At 68.5% G+C, this 16,534-nt stretch carries 18 protein-coding genes; 8 read left to right on the forward strand and 10 right to left on the reverse strand.

The window, feature by feature from the left end:
* Positions 1-22: 22 nt before the first annotated feature.
* From holA to VGN62_RS18035, 4 genes are read right to left on the reverse strand one after another with little or no spacing between them, the layout of a single operon-like run.
* Positions 23-1,054: a DNA polymerase III subunit delta gene (holA, locus tag VGN62_RS18020; protein WP_327456448.1), complete on the reverse strand. Its 1,032-nt coding sequence runs from the start codon at positions 1,052-1,054 to the stop codon at positions 23-25.
* Positions 1,051-1,599 carry an LPS assembly lipoprotein LptE gene (gene lptE, locus VGN62_RS18025; RefSeq protein WP_327456450.1) on the reverse strand — a complete coding sequence of 183 codons (549 nt, stop codon included), beginning with the start codon at positions 1,597-1,599 and terminating at the stop codon, positions 1,051-1,053. The genes holA and lptE overlap by 4 nt, the downstream gene beginning before the upstream one ends.
* A complete protein-coding gene (leuS, locus tag VGN62_RS18030; RefSeq protein ID WP_327456452.1) occupies positions 1,599-4,148 on the reverse strand; it encodes a leucine--tRNA ligase in 2,550 nt (849 codons plus the stop codon). Before leuS ends, lptE begins: the two co-directional genes overlap by 1 nt.
* Before the next feature lie 53 nt (positions 4,149-4,201).
* Positions 4,202-4,663 (reverse strand): DUF3576 domain-containing protein, encoded by a 462-nt coding sequence (locus VGN62_RS18035; protein ID WP_327456454.1) that lies wholly within the window; start codon positions 4,661-4,663, stop codon positions 4,202-4,204.
* Positions 4,664-4,995: 332 nt separating this feature from the next.
* Here VGN62_RS18035 and VGN62_RS18040 point away from each other — a divergent pair, with 332 nt between their 5' ends.
* Positions 4,996-5,658 (forward strand): hypothetical protein, encoded by a 663-nt coding sequence (locus VGN62_RS18040; RefSeq protein ID WP_327456456.1) that lies wholly within the window; start codon positions 4,996-4,998, stop codon positions 5,656-5,658.
* On the opposite strand, the gene VGN62_RS18045 is transcribed toward VGN62_RS18040, so the two are convergent.
* Positions 5,631-6,272: a thiamine phosphate synthase gene (locus VGN62_RS18045; RefSeq protein ID WP_327456458.1), complete on the reverse strand. Its 642-nt coding sequence runs from the start codon at positions 6,270-6,272 to the stop codon at positions 5,631-5,633. The two genes, VGN62_RS18040 and VGN62_RS18045, sit on opposite strands and share 28 nt — an antisense overlap.
* Before the next feature lie 56 nt (positions 6,273-6,328).
* Here VGN62_RS18045 and VGN62_RS18050 point away from each other — a divergent pair, with 56 nt between their 5' ends.
* Positions 6,329-6,991 carry a YggS family pyridoxal phosphate-dependent enzyme gene (locus VGN62_RS18050; protein WP_327456460.1) on the forward strand — a complete coding sequence of 221 codons (663 nt, stop codon included), beginning with the start codon at positions 6,329-6,331 and terminating at the stop codon, positions 6,989-6,991.
* Between the two features lie 24 nt (positions 6,992-7,015).
* Here the strand turns inward: VGN62_RS18050 and VGN62_RS18055 are convergent, their stop codons facing one another.
* Together VGN62_RS18055 and VGN62_RS18060 are read right to left on the reverse strand one after the other, a co-directional pair.
* Positions 7,016-7,381, reverse strand: coding sequence for a VOC family protein (locus VGN62_RS18055; RefSeq protein WP_327456462.1), 366 nt, complete (start codon positions 7,379-7,381; stop codon positions 7,016-7,018).
* Positions 7,382-7,458: 77 nt separating this feature from the next.
* Entirely contained in the window at positions 7,459-7,974 is a 516-nt protein-coding gene (locus VGN62_RS18060) for a DUF4402 domain-containing protein (RefSeq protein ID WP_327456464.1), read from the reverse strand.
* Between the two features lie 95 nt (positions 7,975-8,069).
* On the opposite strand from VGN62_RS18060, the gene VGN62_RS18065 reads away from it, so the two are divergent.
* The 5 genes from VGN62_RS18065 (at position 8,070) to VGN62_RS18085 (ending at position 13,730) form a co-directional block, all read left to right on the forward strand.
* A complete protein-coding gene (locus VGN62_RS18065) occupies positions 8,070-9,140 on the forward strand; it encodes a type III polyketide synthase (RefSeq protein ID WP_327456467.1) in 1,071 nt (356 codons plus the stop codon).
* The gene (locus VGN62_RS18070; protein ID WP_327456469.1) at positions 9,137-9,850 is read left to right on the forward strand and encodes a methyltransferase domain-containing protein; all 714 of its coding nucleotides are present in this window, start codon (positions 9,137-9,139) and stop codon (positions 9,848-9,850) included. Before VGN62_RS18065 ends, VGN62_RS18070 begins: the two co-directional genes overlap by 4 nt.
* Before the next feature lie 13 nt (positions 9,851-9,863).
* Positions 9,864-10,970 (forward strand): NAD(P)/FAD-dependent oxidoreductase, encoded by a 1,107-nt coding sequence (locus VGN62_RS18075; RefSeq protein WP_327457019.1) that lies wholly within the window; start codon positions 9,864-9,866, stop codon positions 10,968-10,970.
* Positions 10,971-11,064: 94 nt separating this feature from the next.
* The gene (msrB, locus tag VGN62_RS18080; RefSeq protein WP_327456471.1) at positions 11,065-11,472 is read left to right on the forward strand and encodes a peptide-methionine (R)-S-oxide reductase MsrB; all 408 of its coding nucleotides are present in this window, start codon (positions 11,065-11,067) and stop codon (positions 11,470-11,472) included.
* A 68-nt stretch (positions 11,473-11,540) separates the two neighbouring features.
* A complete protein-coding gene (locus VGN62_RS18085) occupies positions 11,541-13,730 on the forward strand; it encodes a transglycosylase domain-containing protein (protein WP_414713298.1) in 2,190 nt (729 codons plus the stop codon).
* A gap of 6 nt (positions 13,731-13,736) precedes the next feature.
* Here the strand turns inward: VGN62_RS18085 and VGN62_RS18090 are convergent, their stop codons facing one another.
* The 3 genes from VGN62_RS18090 to VGN62_RS18100 all read right to left on the reverse strand — a co-directional run bounded on the left by VGN62_RS18090 (position 13,737) and on the right by VGN62_RS18100 (position 15,795).
* Positions 13,737-14,468, reverse strand: coding sequence for a M48 family metallopeptidase (locus tag VGN62_RS18090; RefSeq protein WP_327456473.1), 732 nt, complete (start codon positions 14,466-14,468; stop codon positions 13,737-13,739).
* Entirely contained in the window at positions 14,449-14,880 is a 432-nt protein-coding gene (locus tag VGN62_RS18095) for a YcgN family cysteine cluster protein (RefSeq protein ID WP_327456475.1), read from the reverse strand. Before VGN62_RS18095 ends, VGN62_RS18090 begins: the two co-directional genes overlap by 20 nt.
* A 270-nt stretch (positions 14,881-15,150) precedes the next feature.
* A complete protein-coding gene (locus tag VGN62_RS18100; protein WP_327456477.1) occupies positions 15,151-15,795 on the reverse strand; it encodes an SCO family protein in 645 nt (214 codons plus the stop codon).
* Between the two features lie 88 nt (positions 15,796-15,883).
* On the opposite strand from VGN62_RS18100, the gene VGN62_RS18105 reads away from it, so the two are divergent.
* Positions 15,884-16,504, forward strand: a complete 621-nt coding sequence (locus VGN62_RS18105) for an ankyrin repeat domain-containing protein (RefSeq protein ID WP_327456479.1) — start codon at positions 15,884-15,886, stop codon at positions 16,502-16,504.
* Positions 16,505-16,534 lie beyond the last annotated feature (30 nt).

The following is a 16,534-nucleotide window of genomic DNA, read 5'->3' on the forward strand; positions in this document are numbered from 1 at the left end:
GGCGGTCGCAGGCGGCGCGTCGTTATCGCGCGCGCGCGGCCTGATGCGCGATGTCGGTCATCAGCTTGCGGAACAGCACCGCCCCCGGCGTGCCCGACGATTTGAGCGCGCGTTCGCAGTCGATGAGCCGGCTCATCAGCCGCGCGATACGCACCGAATCCCAGATATGGAGCTGCGCCGTCACCGCGTCGCGTTCCTTCCAGAAAATACCGCTGGTGCGCGCCGACACGACGGTCGCGGGGTGCGCGCCGCCGTCGACCTCGGCCCGCAGCCGCGCGAGCGCCAGCGCGCGGATCGCCAGCGCACGGATGATGCGGATTTCGGCGACGCCGATCGCCGCCGCTTTCGCAAGCATCGCGGGAAGCTCGCGCACCTTGCCGCCCAATGCGACATTGATGCACTCGCTGACATCCTCTTCATGCGTCGCGGCGCCCAATGCCGCGATGTCGGCGGCGGTCACCTGTCGCTGGCGGTCGGGACCGGCGTCGAGATAGAGCGCCATCTTCTCGATCTCGCGCCGCATCAGCGCCTGATCGCCCGACACCAGGTCGACGAACAATTGCGCATCGGCGTTGGCGATCCGCAGCCCCTGTTCCTCGGCCGCCGCCATCGCGATGCCGACGAGCTGGCGCCGGTCTGGCTGGTAGCAGATCGCGGCGACGGCATGGTCGGCGCCTTCGACGAGCTTGACGAGTTTCGATTTCGCGGTGACCGACGCGCCGGTCGCGATCACCGGATTGATCGCGGTGTCGACGGAGAGCAGCGCCTCGACCGCCGCAAGGCTGTCGTCGCCGCTGCCCGACAGTTCGAGCCGGATCACGCGAGAGGGTGAAAAGAGCGACATCGACGCCGCCTCGGCCGCGAGCAGCGACGGGTCCTGCGACAACTGCGATCCGGTCAGGTCGAGCCGCTCGGCATCCTTGCCCGCGAGCCCGATCAAATGGCCCGCGACGGCTTCCATCGTCGCCTCGTCGGGGCCGGTCAGGAGGGTGAAACGAACCGCGGGGTCGAGGCGCGAGAGACGTTCGAGTTCGGCCGGCTTGACGCTCTTCATTGCCCTGCGGGAGCCGGGGCGGGCGCGACCGCCGGCTGGCCGCCGCCACGGTTCGCATAAACCGCGAGCCGCGCGACGATCTGGTCGGCGACCCCCGAGGCGAGGCGTTCGAGCGCGGTCGATTCGGCGGCGATCGTCGCATATTCGCTGCCGACGACGTCGATCCCGGCGTCCTGCGCCGCGGTCGCGTCGAGCAGAACCTCGCCCGACGCCGCATCGACGAGCTGGTAGCGCGCGCGCAGGGTGCGGCGTTCGCGCGTCACCGCATCGTCGGCACGGACGCCGAAGCCGGTGATCGAATCCTCGAGCCGGACGTCGAGGCGGAGACGCTTGCCCGCGCCCTCGCCGCCCTGCGTCGCCTGCAGCCGATCGCGCAGCGCGTTGCGGACGAGCCAGCCGTTGTGCCCCTCGATCGGCGCGACATCGACATCGGCCAGCACCTGCGCCACCGCCCCCTTGCTGCCGTTCGCGTAGAGCGGACGCAGCCCGCAACCGCCGATGGTCAGCGAGGCGGCCGCGAGGCAGGAGACGAGAAGCAAGCGCATCAGGGAACGATATTCACCAAACGGTCGGGGACCACAATCACCTTCTTCGGCGCGGCGCCGGCGAGCAGCTCGACGATGCGCGGGCGCGCGAGAGCGGCGGCTTCCACTGCATCCTTGTCGAGGCCTTTGGCGAGCGTCATCGTATCGCGCAGCTTACCCGCCATCTGGATCGCGATTGTCACCTCATCATCGACGAGCAGTGCCGGATCGGCGGCGGGCCAGGCGGCATCGGCGATCATCGGCGTCGTGCGCTGGCTTGTCGGCAGCGCCGCCCACGCCTCTTCGGCGAGGTGCGGCAGCATCGGCGCGACGAGCAGGATCAAGGTGCGGCACGCCTCGGCGCGCGTTGCCGAGGGTTTCGCTTTCTCGACCTCGTTCGCGAGCGCATGGATCTTGGCGACCGCCTTGTTGAAGCCGAGCGCCTCGATATCGGCCGCGACCCCGGCGATCGCCTGGTGCAGCTTGCGCGCAAGGCCCAAGTCTTCGCTGCCGTCGCCGACATTTTCGGTATCGCCGAACAGGCGCCACAGGCGCTGGACGAAGCGCCACGCGCCCTCGATCCCCGCCTCGCTCCACGGCAGGTCGCGCTCAGGCGGACTGTCGGACAGCATGAACCAGCGCGCGGCGTCGGCGCCATATTGGTCGAGGATGGCGTCGGGATCGACGACATTCTTCTTCGACTTCGACATCTTGATCACGCGGCCGATATCGACCGGCGCGCCATCGGCGGTCAGCGTCGCGCTATCGGCGCCGCGTTCGATCTCGTCGGGCGTGAAGAAAAGCGGCGGCAGGCCTTCGCCCTGCGCGCGGCTATAGGTTTCGTGCGTCACCATACCTTGCGTGAACAGGCTCGCAAAGGGCTCGGCGATGTCGATCATGCCCATCTTCTGCAGCGCGCGCGTCCAGAAGCGTGCGTAGAGAAGGTGGAGGATCGCATGCTCGATCCCGCCGATATACTGGTCGACGGGCAGCCAGCGGCGGATCACCTCGGGATCGAACGGCTTGTCGGCCGGCGAGCTCGCAAAACGCAGGAAATACCAGCTCGAGTCGACGAAGGTATCGAGCGTGTCGGTTTCGCGCACCGCTTCGCCGCCGCAGCTCGGGCAGGCGACATGCTTCCACGTCGGATGGCGGTCGAGCGGGTTGCCGGGGACCGAGAAATCGACATCCTCGGGCAGCACGACGGGAAGCTGGCCCTTGGGAACCGGCACCGTGCCGCACGCATCGCAATGGATGAACGGGATCGGCGTGCCCCAGTAACGCTGGCGCGAAACGCCCCAGTCGCGCAGGCGCCACACGGTCGTGCCCTTGCCCCAGCCTTCATGTTCGGCCCGCGTGATGACAGCGGCCTTGGCTTCGTCGATCGTCATGCCGTCGAGGAAGTGGCTGTTCACGAGGCGGCCGGGGCCGGTGTAGGCCTCGGTCCCGGTGAAATGCTGGTCGGTCGCGTCGCCGTCCGCGATCACGCGATAGACGGGCAGCTCATATTTATGCGCGAAATCGAGGTCGCGCTGGTCGTGCGCCGGGCAGCCGAAGATCGCGCCGGTGCCATAGTCCATCAGCACATAGTTCACGACCCAGACGGGCAGGTGCCAATTGGCGTCGAGCGGATGCTCGACCGAAAGCCCGGTGTCGAAGCCCATCTTCTCGCCCGTGTCGAGCTGTTCGGCGGCGGTGCCCTGGCGGCGGCATTCCTCGATGAACGCCGCGAGCTCGGGCGAATCCTTGGCAAGGCGTTCGGCGAGCGGATGGTCGGGCGAAATCGCCGCGAAGCTCGCGCCGTAGAGCGTGTCGGGGCGCGTCGTGAAGACATCGAAACCGACCGCGCCGCCCGCGAGCTTGAAGCCGAACTCCAGCCCCTGCGACTTGCCGATCCAGTTTTCCTGCATCAGCCGCACCTTGTCGGGCCATTTGTCCAGGGCATCGAGGCCTTCGAGCAACTCGTCGGCGAAGTCGGTGATCTTGAGGAACCACTGCGACAATTTCTTCTTTTCGACGAGCGCGCCCGAGCGCCAGCCGCGGCCGTCGATCACCTGCTCGTTCGCGAGCACGGTCATGTCGACAGGGTCCCAATTGACATAGCTGTGCTTGCGCGTGACGAGGCCGTGCGCGAACAGATCGAGGAAAAGCGCCTGTTCCTGCCCATAATAATCGGGCTCGCACGTCGCGAGTTCGCGGCTCCAGTCGATCGCGAGGCCGAGGCGCTTCAGCTGCGCGCGCATCGACGCGATATTGTCGCGCGTCCAGCCGCCGGGGTGGACCCCCTTTTCCATCGCCGCATTTTCGGCGGGCATGCCGAAGGCGTCCCAGCCCATCGGGTGGAGCACGTCGTGGCCGGTCATCCGCTTGAAGCGCGCGAGGACGTCGCCCATCGCATAGTTGCGGACATGCCCCATATGGATACGCCCCGACGGATAGGGGAACATCTCCAGGATATAGGCCTTGGGCCGGTCCGCCGTATCGGTCGTGGCAAAGCTGTTCGCCGCCTCCCACGCCTTTTGCCAGCGGGCGTCGGCGGCGAGGGCGCCAAAGCGCGGTTCGCGGGTCATTCGTCGGTTACCCCGTTTGTCTGTCTAAGGGACGCGCAAGCCGCGTCGCCGGATTAGCCCTTGATGGCCGAGCGACGCAGGTCGCGGGCGCGGGTGAGGATGATTTCCTCAAGCTTCTGCACCGTGGCGGCCTGCACCGGCGCGTCGACCCAGGTGCCGCCCTGCGCTACCTGGCGCGAGGCCGCGATGCGAAGCGCGTCGGCACGCAGGTCCTGGTCGAGGATCGACACGGTGACTTTCATCCGCTCGCCCGGATTGCCCGGATTCGCATACCAGTCGGTGATGATGACGCCGCCCGACGAATCGGCCTGCAGCAGCGGCATGAACGACAGCGCATCGAGCGACGCGCGCCACAAATAGCTGTTCACGCCGATCGTCGTGACCTGGCTGGCCGCGAGGTCGGCACGCGGCCGGTCCTTGCTCGCGCATGCCGAAAGGCCGAGCGCGGTGAGTCCGAGCAGCGCGAGCGTAGCCGGACGACGGCCGAGCGTGGCAAGGACGGAAAGCTTGGACATGCCGATACACCTTATCTCTTGAGCGCCGCCGGAATCAGGGAAAACCGCGCCGCGCATAACGGAATTGCCAGCGTCTCTATCGCCCTTGTCGCCGCCCCGCAAGCGCGGCAATTCCGCCCGGCCCGCCGTTCAGATTCTGGTCAGATTGGCGGGCCACTGTGACGATCCCGCAACAATTCGGGCAAAAAGCAGAATCATTGCAATAATCTGGCGGGATTCACTGGCAATCTCGCTCCGGGAGTCTTATTTGACGAATCGATTGGGGTTGGAGTCGCAGAGCAATGGCGCGGACATCGCGACATTTTTGGAAAGTCAGTGTCACCGCTTTCGCGGTGGCTTCGCTTGCGCTTCCCCCGGCGCTGGCCGCGATGTCGCGTGCCGACCGTATCCGCGACACCTCGCTTTCCGAAACCCTGCTTGGCCAGTTCACCCCCGCGTCGGGCGACGAACGGCTGATCGCCCGCTACAACAAGATGTCGGCCGAAGCGCGCCGCAGCTTCAGCTTCACCCCCGCGCTGACCGACAGCAGCCGCAAGAACCGCGCGATCACCGTCGTGATCCGCGCCCGCGACGACGCCTCGAGTGCGGCGCGCACCTCGGCGCTGGCGGCAGGCCGCACCGCGCCGATCGCGATCGCCCCGGTCAAATATAATCTCGGCGCGTCGGTCGGGTTCGAGAAATTCGTCACCCCGTCGCTTCCGCGCGGCACCGACCTGCGTAACCTGCCGGTCGCGAAGGCCCCCGAGCAGGACGAGAAAAAGTCGCGCTTCGCCACGCGGATGGTCAACCGCTCCAGCGACCCTAGCGGCGCGACCGACCGCGTCACCGCTCCCGGCGAAGCGCCCGCCGTCGATGTCGTCAGCAGCTATCGCCTGACCAAGAATATCGATGTGACCGCGGGCGTTCGTTATCGCGCCGACGACCGTGTCGAGCCGCTGACCGATTCGCGCCGCGACAGTCAGGCGGTCTATGTCGGAACCGCGTTCCGCTTCTGACGCGCCCGGCGTTTCGACGCCTTTGCTTCCCACGCATCGATCGCCGCCCAGCCGACGCTGATTCCGCTCGCGCGCCGCAGCGCCCGCGCCCGCGCCGGGGTCATCCCGCCGAGCGCGAACGCCTGCCCACCGGCGAGCCGTGCCAGTCGCAGCCATGCCGCACTGCCGAGCGCGGGAGCACCAGGGTGCGAGCGCGTCGGATAAAGCGGCGAGACGAACACGCCGTCGGCGCATGCGCGGTACGCGCGGCGCGCCTCTTGCGCGTCGTGGACGGGCATCGTCACGAGCAGCCCGGCGCGGCGCGCCTGCGCCGCGCGGCACGCGTCGTGCTGGCGAAGATGCACGCCGTGGGCGTGCCAGCGCGCCGCCGCCGCGGGTGTTCCGGCGAGCAGGACGGTGAGCCCGCGCGCGCGCGCCAGCCGCATCAGGCGGCGCAGCAGGCGCCACCGCGCGCCGGACGCCAGGCTGTCGTGCCGAAGGACGACACCGCTGCCCGGCGGAAGCAACGCGGCGAGCGCAATCACATCGGTATGTGCCCGCGTGTCGCTGAACAGCCAGCTGTTGGGCAATCGCGTCGGGGGCAATTTGCGGGGCAGGGGGTGGCGCGGGCGCATCGCCCTTTCTATAGGCGCGTCGCGAGCGCACGCAACGCGCGGAACGGGACGATATGATGAGCGAAGCAGCAGAGCGGCTGGCGCAGGTACAGGCCGATATCGCGGGAGCAGCGCAGCGCGCGCAGCGGCGCGCAGCTGAGATCGAGCTGATCGCGGTGTCGAAGACGCACGGAGCCGACGCGATCCGCCCGCTGATCGCTGCGGGTCAGCGCCACTTCGGCGAGAACCGCGTGCAGGAAGCCGCAGCGAAATGGCCCGAGCTGCAAGGCGAAACGCCGGGTATCGTCCTCCACCTGATCGGCCAGTTGCAGTCGAACAAGGCCGACGAGGCGGTGGCGCTGTTCGACGCGATCCACTCGGTCGACCGCTCGTCGCTGGTGCACGCACTCGCCAAGGCGTGCGAGAAAGCGGGCAAGCAGCCGCAGCTCTTCGTGCAGGTCAATATCGGCGACGAGGAACAAAAGGGCGGCTGCACGGTCGCCGACCTGCCCGCACTGCTCGCCGAAGCGAAGGACGCCGGCCTCGCGATCGACGGGCTGATGGCGATCCCGCCCGCCGACGTCGATCCCGCCCCCTATTTCGCGTTGCTCGACGAACTCGCCGAGCGCCACGGCTTGCCGCTGCGTTCGATGGGAATGAGCGGCGATTACGAGAGTGCCGTCATGCTCGGCGCGACGCATGTGCGCGTCGGAACGGCGCTGTTCGGCGCGCGCGAATGAGCACGCCCGGTCGGCGGTAGCCCGTCAATCGCTCTGCAACGCGATGCGGTTTCCCTCGCTGTCGGTAATCTCCGCGACGAACAGGTTTTCGCCGGCCGGTGTTTTCGGGAACAGGAGCACGCTGCCCTCGGCGACCGCCCGCGCGATGGTGCGATCGATGTCGGGAACGCGCAAATAGACGATCGCGCCCTCGCGCGTCGGCACATACACCTCGCCTTGCACAAGCGCGCCGCTGGCGCCGTCCTGTCCCTCCCCGAAAGGAAAATACGCCATCCGGTTGTCGTGGATGGTGACGACCTCTCCAAAGCCGATGTCGAATAGCCGGCCGTAGAAACGCATCGCGCGCTCGAGGTCGGTGACGGGGATTTCGACGTGCGCGATCAGGTTCATGACAAATTTTACCGGCCAGTTGGGGGACGGACCATCGCTTTGCTTCGTGTCGATGGAAAGCGTGTTCGACCGATCTTCTATTGATATTCGACCGTAACCGGGATCCGACCGCGATAATCGCCGTCGTCGAGGCCGGCGATCTGGAGCCGTCCGCCGAAGCGGAAAACGAGGCGGCCGTCGAGGCCAAGGCGCGGCGCGGCCGAAAGGTCGGTCGCGAGCCCGGTGACGCGTGCGGTCCGCCCGTGGCCGCTTTCGAGATCGACGCTCGCGGGCAGGATCACGCGCACTTCGGCGCCGGGCTCCCCGCGCACCGTGACGGTGCCCGTCAGCGCGAAGCCGCCAAGGTCGACGACGTCGCCGCGCAGGCGCCGCGCGCCCGACGCGGGATCGATCTCGACCTCGCCGCCCATCGCGCCGACCGCGATGCGCCCCATGTCGAGCCGCGTTTCGACGTCGACGCGCAACGGCGTTGCAGCCTGACGCGCCGCGGCCCCACTGGCCGTCGTATCGGGCGCGCAAAGCTGGCATTGCGCCGCAGCGGGGGGAACCGCGGCAACAAGCAGACCCGACAAAAGAAAAAGGCGCAGTTTCACGCAGGCACCCTACCCGCCTCATGGTTAATCCGCGGTAAAATGGCACCCTCGCTTATCCGCTGGCCAGCCGCCCGCTTTTCGGTCAAACCCGCGGCATGAGCAGTCCCCCGGCCGTTTGGCTCAATGCCCTCGCCACCGCGGTGCCCGACCACGACATCCATCAGGCGTTCATCGACTGGGCGACGCCGCGACTGGCCGACCCGCGGATGCGCGCGCTCTTTGCGCGCATGGCGGCGCGATCGGGAATCGACCACCGCTGGTCGGTGCTGCCGCCCACCGCCGACGGCGGATCGCCTGTCGGCGCGGGCGGATTCTACGACGTCCCGGGGCTGCCGCCGACCTCGGCGCGGATGGCGGCCTATGCGCAATATGCGCCCGATCTCGCGATGGAAGCGGTCGCGACGCTCGGCGACGCGCTCGACCCGGCGCGCGTCACCCATATCGTCGTTGCGAGTTGCACCGGCTTCGTTGCGCCCGGGATCGATCAGATCATCGCGCAGCGGCTGGGCCTGTCCGCGACGGTCGAGCGCGTGCTGATCGGCTTCATGGGCTGCTATGCGGGGGTCACCGCGCTGCGCACCGCGCGGCATATAGTGCGGTCCGAACCCGGCGCTGTCGTGCTGGTGGTCAGCGTCGAACTGTCGAGCCTGCACCTGTCGCCCGCCGACGCGGCAGAACCGCTGCTGATGATGCTGCAGTTCAGCGATGGTGCCGCGGCGGGCGTCGTGTCGGCCGCGCCGCACGGGCTGGCGCTCGGCGAAGGGCGCAGCCTCGCGCTCGAGGACAGCGCCGACCTGATCCGTTGGGACATCGGCGACAGGGGGTTCGAGATGCAGCTGTCGGGTGAAGTGCCCGGACGGCTGCGCGAAGCGCTGGCCGCGCCCGCGGTACGGCACCAATTGTTCGGTAGCGACGAACCGCCGGCTTTGCTCGCGGTCCATGCGGGCGGCCGCTCGGTGCTCGACGCGGTCGAACATGCGCTCGGCGTCGGTCCCGATGCGCTCGCCGACAGCCGCGCGGTGCTCGCGCGTTTCGGCAATATGTCCTCGGCGACAATCTTGTTCGTGCTCGCCGACATGATGGCGCGCGGCGCAAGCGGGGAGGGGATTGCCATTGCCTTCGGCCCCGGCCTCGCCGCCGAAGCGATCCGCTTCACCGCGTCATGAACCCCTTCGCCAGCCTTCGTGTCCCGATCGAGGCAGAAGAGGAGATGGACGCCGCCGAGCTGGCACCCGAACGCTATGCAAGGGTGCTCGCCGATCTCTCGCGCATCAACGGCCTGACGATGGCACCGCGGCCGACTCTCGGCTTCCTCGACCGGGTGCGCACGCGCGGCGCTGGCGAGCGCCCGTGGCGCATCCTCGATGTCGGGTTCGGCGCGGGCGACATGCTCGCGCGGATCGCGCGCTGGGGCGACCGGCGCGGGGTCGCGCTCGACCTTGTCGGCGTCGACCTCAATCGCAAGAGCGAAGTGGTAGCGGCGACGCGGCTCGGCGGACGCGCGCGGCTGATCACGGGCGATTATCGGGCGCTCGCGGGGCAGGGGTGGGACATCATCCTCTCCAGCCTCGTCACCCATCATATGACACCCGCACAGCGCACCGAATTCCTGCATTTCATGGAGCGAGAGGCGGGGCGCGGCTGGCTCGTCAACGACCTCCACCGCCGACGGCTGCCCTTTGCCGGCTATCCGCTCGTCGCGGCACTGGCGTGGGTCGATCCGATCGTGCGGCGCGACGGGCAGCTATCGGTCGGGCGCAGCTTTCGCCGCGCCGAATGGCGGGCGATGCTGGCCGAAGCGCTGCCCGATACGGCGAGCGAATGCCGCATCTTTCGCAGCTTTCCCTACCGCCTCTGCGTCGAGCGCCTGCGGTGACGCCGTGACGGGGATGGGGACCGGGACCGACGCGATCGTCGTCGGCGCCGGACCCGCCGGGGCGGCCGCGGCGATCGGACTCGCACACGGCGGCGCAAAGGTCCTGCTACTCGAACGCGCGCGCGAAACCGGCGACGCGCTGTGCGGCGGGTTCCTGAGCTGGCGGTCGCTCGCGCGGCTCGACGCGCTCGGCATCGACCGCGCGGCACTCGGCGGCCAGCGGGTGACATGCGTGCGGCTGTTCGCGGGCCGCCAATGCAGCGAAACCGCGCTCCCCGCTCCCGCGATGGGCGTATCGCGCCGCCGCCTCGACAGCGCCTTGCAGGCCGCGGCGGGGGCAACGGGCGCGGGCCTCGATCGCGGCGTTCATGCGACGATGATCGAGAATGGCTCGGTACAGACACGCGACGGCGCCACGCTTTCGGCCCCCTCGCTCTTCCTCGCCGCCGGCAAGCATGGCTTTCGCGGCTTTCCGCGCGAGCCCGCGGCATGGCAGCGCGCCGATCCGGTAATGGGCCTCCGGCTGCGGCTGCCGCACCACGCCGCGCTCGACCGGCTGGTCGGCGACGCGGTCGAGCTCCACCTGTTCGACCGCGGCTATGCGGGGCTGGTGCGGCAGGAGGACGGCACCGCCAACCTGTGCCTCGCGGTGCATAAATCGCGGCTCGACGAGGCCGGGGGCGACCCGGCGGCATTGCTGCGTGCGCTCGGCGATGCGGCCCCCCGGCTCGGCGATCGGCTCGCGCATGCCGACTGGACACAGACTATCGATGCGATCGGGCACGTTCCCTACGGGTGGCGCGCGCGCAATACGGCGCCGGGGCTGTTCCGGCTCGGCGATCAGGCGGGCGTGATCCCGAGCCTCGCGGGCGAGGGCATGGGCCTCGCCCTCGCGAGCGCCGACGCCGCGGTGGCGGCGTGGCGTCACGGCGGTGGCGGCGCAGCACCCGCATATCAACACATGCTCGCCGCCCGCATGGCGCAGCCCTTCGCTATCGCGAACCTCGCCTGGCGGACAGGCGAGAATCCGCGGACGGCGCGCGCGCTGGTGTCGCTGGCGTCGGGCCTCCCGCCCCTCGTCCGCTGGGCGATGTCCGCGACACGCATTCGCGGCGACTGAGCGGCGCGGCCTTGCAGCGCGGCGCGTCCGGACCGATATAGGAGACAACGCGGGGACGCCCGGGCCGGGCGTCCCCTTCAGGAGCCGAGCCGCCATGACCGACAGAAAATCCGACGCCGACCTCGACCCGATGGCCTATCACGTGCTGCGCGAAGGCGGCACCGAACGCGCCTTCACCGGCAAATATACCGACCATAAGGGCGATGGCATGTATCGCTGCGCGAGCTGCGGCGAACCCTTGTTCGACAGCCGCACCAAATATGACAGCGGGTCGGGCTGGCCGAGCTATACCGCGCCCGCGGGCGATGCCGCGGTCAGGGAACTGACCGACACCAGCCACGGCATGGTTCGCACCGAAGTGCGCTGTGCGAAATGCGAAGGCCACCTTGGCCATGTCTTCCCCGACGGCCCCGGACCGACGGGCTTGCGCTATTGCATCAACAGCGCGGCGCTTGACTTCGCCGACCGCTCGCCGGATGAGGCGCAGACCGGCGAAGGCTGAAACCTCCTTCCCGGACTGACGCATCAGGGGCGCAGCAAGGGTCAGAACCCAAGGAAGGAAATCGGGCTTTGCGCCGCGAAAGACAGCAGGCTTCGTCGAAACAATCGTCATCGTCCAGCAAAGGCAGCGGCACGCCCGGCGGCGAGCCGCCGCGCTGGCGCGTGTGGCTGCGCCGCGCCTTTCGCTGGGGCCTCGGCCTCGCGGTCGTCGGGCTTGTCGCGCTCGCCGTCGCGGTCGGCATTGCCGTCCAGCGTATGCCGAGCTTCGAGGAGCTCAAGAAATCGCCCGCGGGCCAGACGATCCGCGTCCGCGCCGCCGACGGCACCGTCTTCCTGTCCTTGGGGCCGAACTACGGCCGCTGGCTGACCCTGCGCGAAACGCCGCAGGTCATGCAGGATGCGATGGTCGCGGTCGAGGACCGGCGTTTTCGCTATCATCCCGGGCTCGACCCCGTCGGCATGGCGCGCGCCGCGGTCGTCGCGCTCCAGAATCGCGGCAGCGGCCGGCGCCTGCAGGGCGCATCGACGATCACGCAGCAGCTCGCGCGCAACATCTTCCTGTCGAACAGCTATGATTTCAAGCGCAAGGCGCGCGAGATGATCCTCGCGCTCGCGCTCGAATGGAAATTCTCGAAGGACGAGATCCTCGAGCTTTACCTCAACAAGGTGTATTTCGGCGGCGGCAGCTATGGCATCGACGCCGCGTCGAACAGCTTCTTCGGCCACAGCGCGACCGAAATGTCGCTGTCGGAAGCCGCGGTCGTCGCCGGGCTGGTCAAGGCGCCGTCGCGCTATTCGCCGACCGCCGACGCGCAGGCGGCGCTCGGCCGTGCGGGCGTCGTGCTCGACGTCATGGTCGACGCCGGCGTGATCACGCAGGCACAGGCCGACAGCGCCGAACCCGCCAACGTCCAGCTCGCGAAGGAAACCGGGCAGAACAGCGCGCGCTATTTCAGCGACTGGGCACTGCCGCAGCTCGACATGCTGATCGATGAGGGCAGCGAGGCGCTCGACGTCTATACGACGATCGATCTGGGTATGCAGCGCGCCGCGACCGCATCGATCCAGGCGAACACCCCCAAAGGCGTGCAGGGCGCGCTCGTCTCGCTCGACCGCGACGGCGCGGTGCGCGCGATGGTCGGCGGCACCGATTATGTCGCGTCGAACTATAACCGTGCGACGCAGGCGCTGCGCCAGCCGGGGTCGGCGTGGAAGCTGTTCGTCTATATGGCGGCGCTCGAAGCGGGCTATAAGGTCGGCGACGCCGTCGTCGACGAACCCGTGACGATCAACGGCTGGAGCCCGCGCAACTCGTCGGGGCGCTTCTCGGGCACGATGGACCTGCGCAGCGCCTTCGCTTATTCGGTCAACACCGTCGCGGCGAAGCTTGGCGACGAGGTCGGCTTTTCGGCGGTCGCCAACATGGCGCGCCGTTTCGGCATCACCACCCCGGTCAACACCCACCCATCGATGGTGCTTGGCAGCGCCGAGGTCCGCGTGATCGACATGACCGCCGCCTTCGCCGCGGTCGCGCGCGGCGGCGTGTCGGTGCAGCCCTATGGCATCACCAAGGTGACGACCGCGAGCGGCAACCTTCTCTATCAACGCCCTGCCGAGCGCGGGCAGACGCTGGTCGATCATTGGGTCGCCGCGGGGATCACCGACCTGCTCCAGACCGCGGTGAACACCGGCACGGGCAAGGCGGCACAGATCGGCCGCCCCGTCGCGGGCAAGACCGGGACGACGTCGAGCAACAAGGACGGCTGGTTCCTCGGCTTTTCGAGCGGGATCACCACGGGCGTCTGGATGGGCCGCGACGATGCGAAGCCCGTCGGCGGGCTGCAGGGCGGCCGTGCACCCGCCAAGGCCTTTGCCGATTATATGCGCGTCGCGGTGGCGCGCCGCCCGGTCGAACAGTTCGACACCGAAGTCGTGCTGCCCGAATGGCAGCTCGAGGATGAGGGCGAAGCCTATATGGGCGAGCCCGGCGAAGGCGCGCTCGTCGACGAGAATGGCATGCCGATCGAGCTGCCCTATGACAGCCGGCCGCCCGAAGGCGCGGCGCCGCCCCCGCCGACCGAGGACGGCCCCGTGCTCGACCAGCAATGGATCGAGGAACAGACCGGCCGCCGCCCGCCGGCCGACAATGGCGCGGCGCCGAAAAACGGCGGACAGCCCAAGATGGTGACGGTGCCGAAGGTCGCGCCGCCCCCGGCCAAGGGGTCGCAGCCGCGGCCGCCGTCCGAAACCTCCGAATGAGCGCGCTCAGGCGGTAAAACGATACCGGTGGAGTGCGCGCCCTTCGCGGCGCAGCCAGCCGCGCGCCGCCGCGACGTCGCCGTCGTGCAATTCGTCGACGAGCGCGTGGAACGCGGCGCTGTGATCCATATGGCGCAGGTGCGCGACCTCGTGCGCGACCGTCGCGCGCCGGACATGGTCGGGCGCCATCACGAGCCGCCAGCTGTAGCGCAGGTCGCCATCGTGCGTGCAGCTGCCCCAGCGGCTGCGCGGGTCGCCAACCCCGACACGGCCGACCGATAACCCCGCCGCGCCCGCGATGTCGCGGCTCTCGCGCTCCATCAGGTCGAGCGCTTCCGCCTTCAGCCAGCGTTCGATGCGCCGCCCGACGCTTTCGGCGGGACCGCCCACGCGCAATGTCATGTCGTCGAGCCGGATCGCCCGCGGCGCCGTCGGCGTCCAGTCGATGTGCCGCAAGGTGCCGCGGAAAGGCAGCGATGCGCCCGGCCCGACGATCACGGGCAACGCCGCCTTGCCGACCTGTTCGACAAGCCACGCCTGCTGCTCGCTCGCCCATTTCAAGGCGGCGCGTTCGTTCGTGCGCCGCGGTACCGTCAGCCGGAGTTCGCCGCGCGCGCCATCGAAAACGAGACGATAGCGGCGCGACTGCGCATGGCGCACGACACGCACCGGCCAGGCCTCGTCGCCCACCCGGATGTGCGGCCCCTCGGCAAGGAAATCAGACGGCGCGTTCGACAAGATGATTCTCGAGCGGCCCGGCCATGTCTTCGCCGACCGTCCAGCCGACGATCGACTCGCCCGCGCGGTGCACGGCATCGCGGTCACCGCAGACCAGATAATGCCAGTCGGGCAGCGCCTCGCCCTCGGCGCGCAGGCGATAGGCGCAGGTCTGCGGCAGCCATTCGATGTCGGCGACCTTCGCCTTGGTCAGCGTCAGGCAGTCGGGGACATGGCGGCGGCGATGCTTGTAATCGCCGCAGCGCGCGGTCGAAAGGTCGAGCAGGCGGCACGCGACATTGGTCGGATAGATGCGGCCCGTGTCCTCATCTTCCAGCTTGTGGAGGCAGCATTTGCCGCAGCCGTCGCACAAGGCTTCCCATTGCCCCGCGTCGAGAGTGGCAAGCGGCGCTTCCCAGAAGGGGCGCCTCACAGGGTCAGAGTTCGGGATTTGCACGTTCGAGGCACCGAAATGGCAAAGATATCGACTTCGCGGGGCCGCCGCGGCTAGTGGTTCTAGCGGCAAGGCCGCGCGGAGACGAGATCGAAGCCATTTCGGTGTCCCTGCGGGATTTGACCGATTTTGTCCATCGCCGCGTCAGCGAGCCTTGGAATATGCCTATATGCCTTCGGCCCGCTTCCTCGCGCTGAACAAAATCGCTTCAAACCTCGAACGTGCAAATCCCGAACTCTGACCCCTGCGTCACTTGACCCACTTCGCCAGTTCGGCGGCGACCTTGTCGGGCGTACCCTCGTCGGCGTCGGTCGACGGATCGTCGAGCGGCAGCAGCGCGAGCGGCTTGCCGTCGGGATCCATCAGGAAAGCGAGCTGGCTGTGCGCCATCAGATAGCGGTCGGGCGCCGAGCCCGGCACCTTGTTGTATGTGACGACAAAGGCTTTCGCGACCGCGGCGATCTGTTCGGGCGTGCCGGTGAGGCCGAGCAGGCGCGGATGATAGCGCGCGACGAAGGGCTTAAGCGCTTCGGGAGTATCGCGCGCGGGATCGACAGTAATGAAGAGCGGCGCGACCTTGGCGCCGCGCGCGGCGTCGGCCTTTTCGAACTGCGACAGACCGCGCATCAGTTTCTGGAGGTCGACCGGGCAGATGTCGGGGCAGAAGCTGTAGCCGAAATAGACGAGGCGATATTGCCCCGCAAAATCGCTGTCGCGGACCGTCTTGCCATCCTGGTCGGTGAGCGTGAAGGCGCCGCCAATGCGCGCGCCTTCGAGCGGCGGCCGCGCGGGCGCGCTGTCGGCCGCGCCATTGCATCCGGCGAGCGCCGCACCGAAAGCGAGGATCAGGCTTGCACGGACGAACCTTTGTCCCATATTTGCGATATTCATCATGTGGCCAGCCTTGGTCGGCTAGCCGCCGAAAATCAACCTTTGTCGTCGCGCGAGCGGCGGACATATTGCCCCAGGGGTCGCCCAGATCATGTCTCGACGCGCGGAGTTCCGCCTCGCCTCCTTCCTCCTCGCACTGGTCGCGGCGGCAGGCTTGTTCCATGCGCCCGCGCAGGCGCAGTTCCGCGGTGGCTATGCCTTCCTGCAAGCGGTCGAAAGCCGCGACGGGACCAAGGCGACCGACGCGCTGAAAGGCGATGCCTCGCTGATCAACACGCGGCATCCCGAATCGGGTGAAACCGCGCTGGCCATCGTTACCAAGCGGCGCGACGCGAGCTGGCTGCGCTTCCTGCTCGCGAAGGATGCCGATCCGTCGATCGCCGATCGGCAGGGCATGACCCCGTTGATGCACGCCGCACTCATCAATTTTGCCGACGGCGCCGAGGAGTTGCTCAATCGCCGGGCCCCCGTCGACCAGGCGAACCGGCGCGGCGAAACGGCGCTGATCCTCGCGGTGCAGGCGAAAAATAGCGCGATGGTCCGCCTGCTCGTCAAACGCGGCGCCAATCCCGACAAGGCCGACCATGTCGCCGGCATGTCGGCGCGCGACTATGCCAAGCGCGACGACCGCAGCGGGCAGATCGTCGCGCTGCTCGATGCGAAGAGCGATGCGCCGGCTCGCGAATTCGGCCCGAGCTTCGGCCCCAAATAGCCAGCTCAATGTGATATATGGATTGACTAT

Origin of the sequence: Sphingopyxis sp. (assembly GCF_035998905.1) — a bacterium.
Taxonomy (GTDB): domain Bacteria; phylum Pseudomonadota; class Alphaproteobacteria; order Sphingomonadales; family Sphingomonadaceae; genus Sphingopyxis.

Coding starts and splice junctions, on each gene's coding strand:
- holA (WP_327456448.1), bottom strand. CDS start 1,054: ATGAAGAGCGTCAAGCCGGCCGAACTCGAACGTCTCTCGCGCCTCGAC.
- lptE (WP_327456450.1), bottom strand. CDS start 1,599: ATGCGCTTGCTTCTCGTCTCCTGCCTCGCGGCCGCCTCGCTGACCATC.
- leuS (WP_327456452.1), bottom strand. CDS start 4,148: ATGACCCGCGAACCGCGCTTTGGCGCCCTCGCCGCCGACGCCCGCTGG.
- VGN62_RS18035 (WP_327456454.1), bottom strand. CDS start 4,663: ATGTCCAAGCTTTCCGTCCTTGCCACGCTCGGCCGTCGTCCGGCTACG.
- VGN62_RS18045 (WP_327456458.1), bottom strand. CDS start 6,272: ATGCGCCCGCGCCACCCCCTGCCCCGCAAATTGCCCCCGACGCGATTG.
- VGN62_RS18050 (WP_327456460.1), top strand. CDS start 6,329: ATGAGCGAAGCAGCAGAGCGGCTGGCGCAGGTACAGGCCGATATCGCG.
- VGN62_RS18055 (WP_327456462.1), bottom strand. CDS start 7,381: ATGAACCTGATCGCGCACGTCGAAATCCCCGTCACCGACCTCGAGCGC.
- VGN62_RS18065 (WP_327456467.1), top strand. CDS start 8,070: ATGAGCAGTCCCCCGGCCGTTTGGCTCAATGCCCTCGCCACCGCGGTG.
- VGN62_RS18070 (WP_327456469.1), top strand. CDS start 9,137: ATGAACCCCTTCGCCAGCCTTCGTGTCCCGATCGAGGCAGAAGAGGAG.
- VGN62_RS18075 (WP_327457019.1), top strand. CDS start 9,864: ATGGGGACCGGGACCGACGCGATCGTCGTCGGCGCCGGACCCGCCGGG.
- msrB (WP_327456471.1), top strand. CDS start 11,065: ATGACCGACAGAAAATCCGACGCCGACCTCGACCCGATGGCCTATCAC.
- VGN62_RS18100 (WP_327456477.1), bottom strand. CDS start 15,795: ATGATGAATATCGCAAATATGGGACAAAGGTTCGTCCGTGCAAGCCTG.
- VGN62_RS18105 (WP_327456479.1), top strand. CDS start 15,884: ATGTCTCGACGCGCGGAGTTCCGCCTCGCCTCCTTCCTCCTCGCACTG.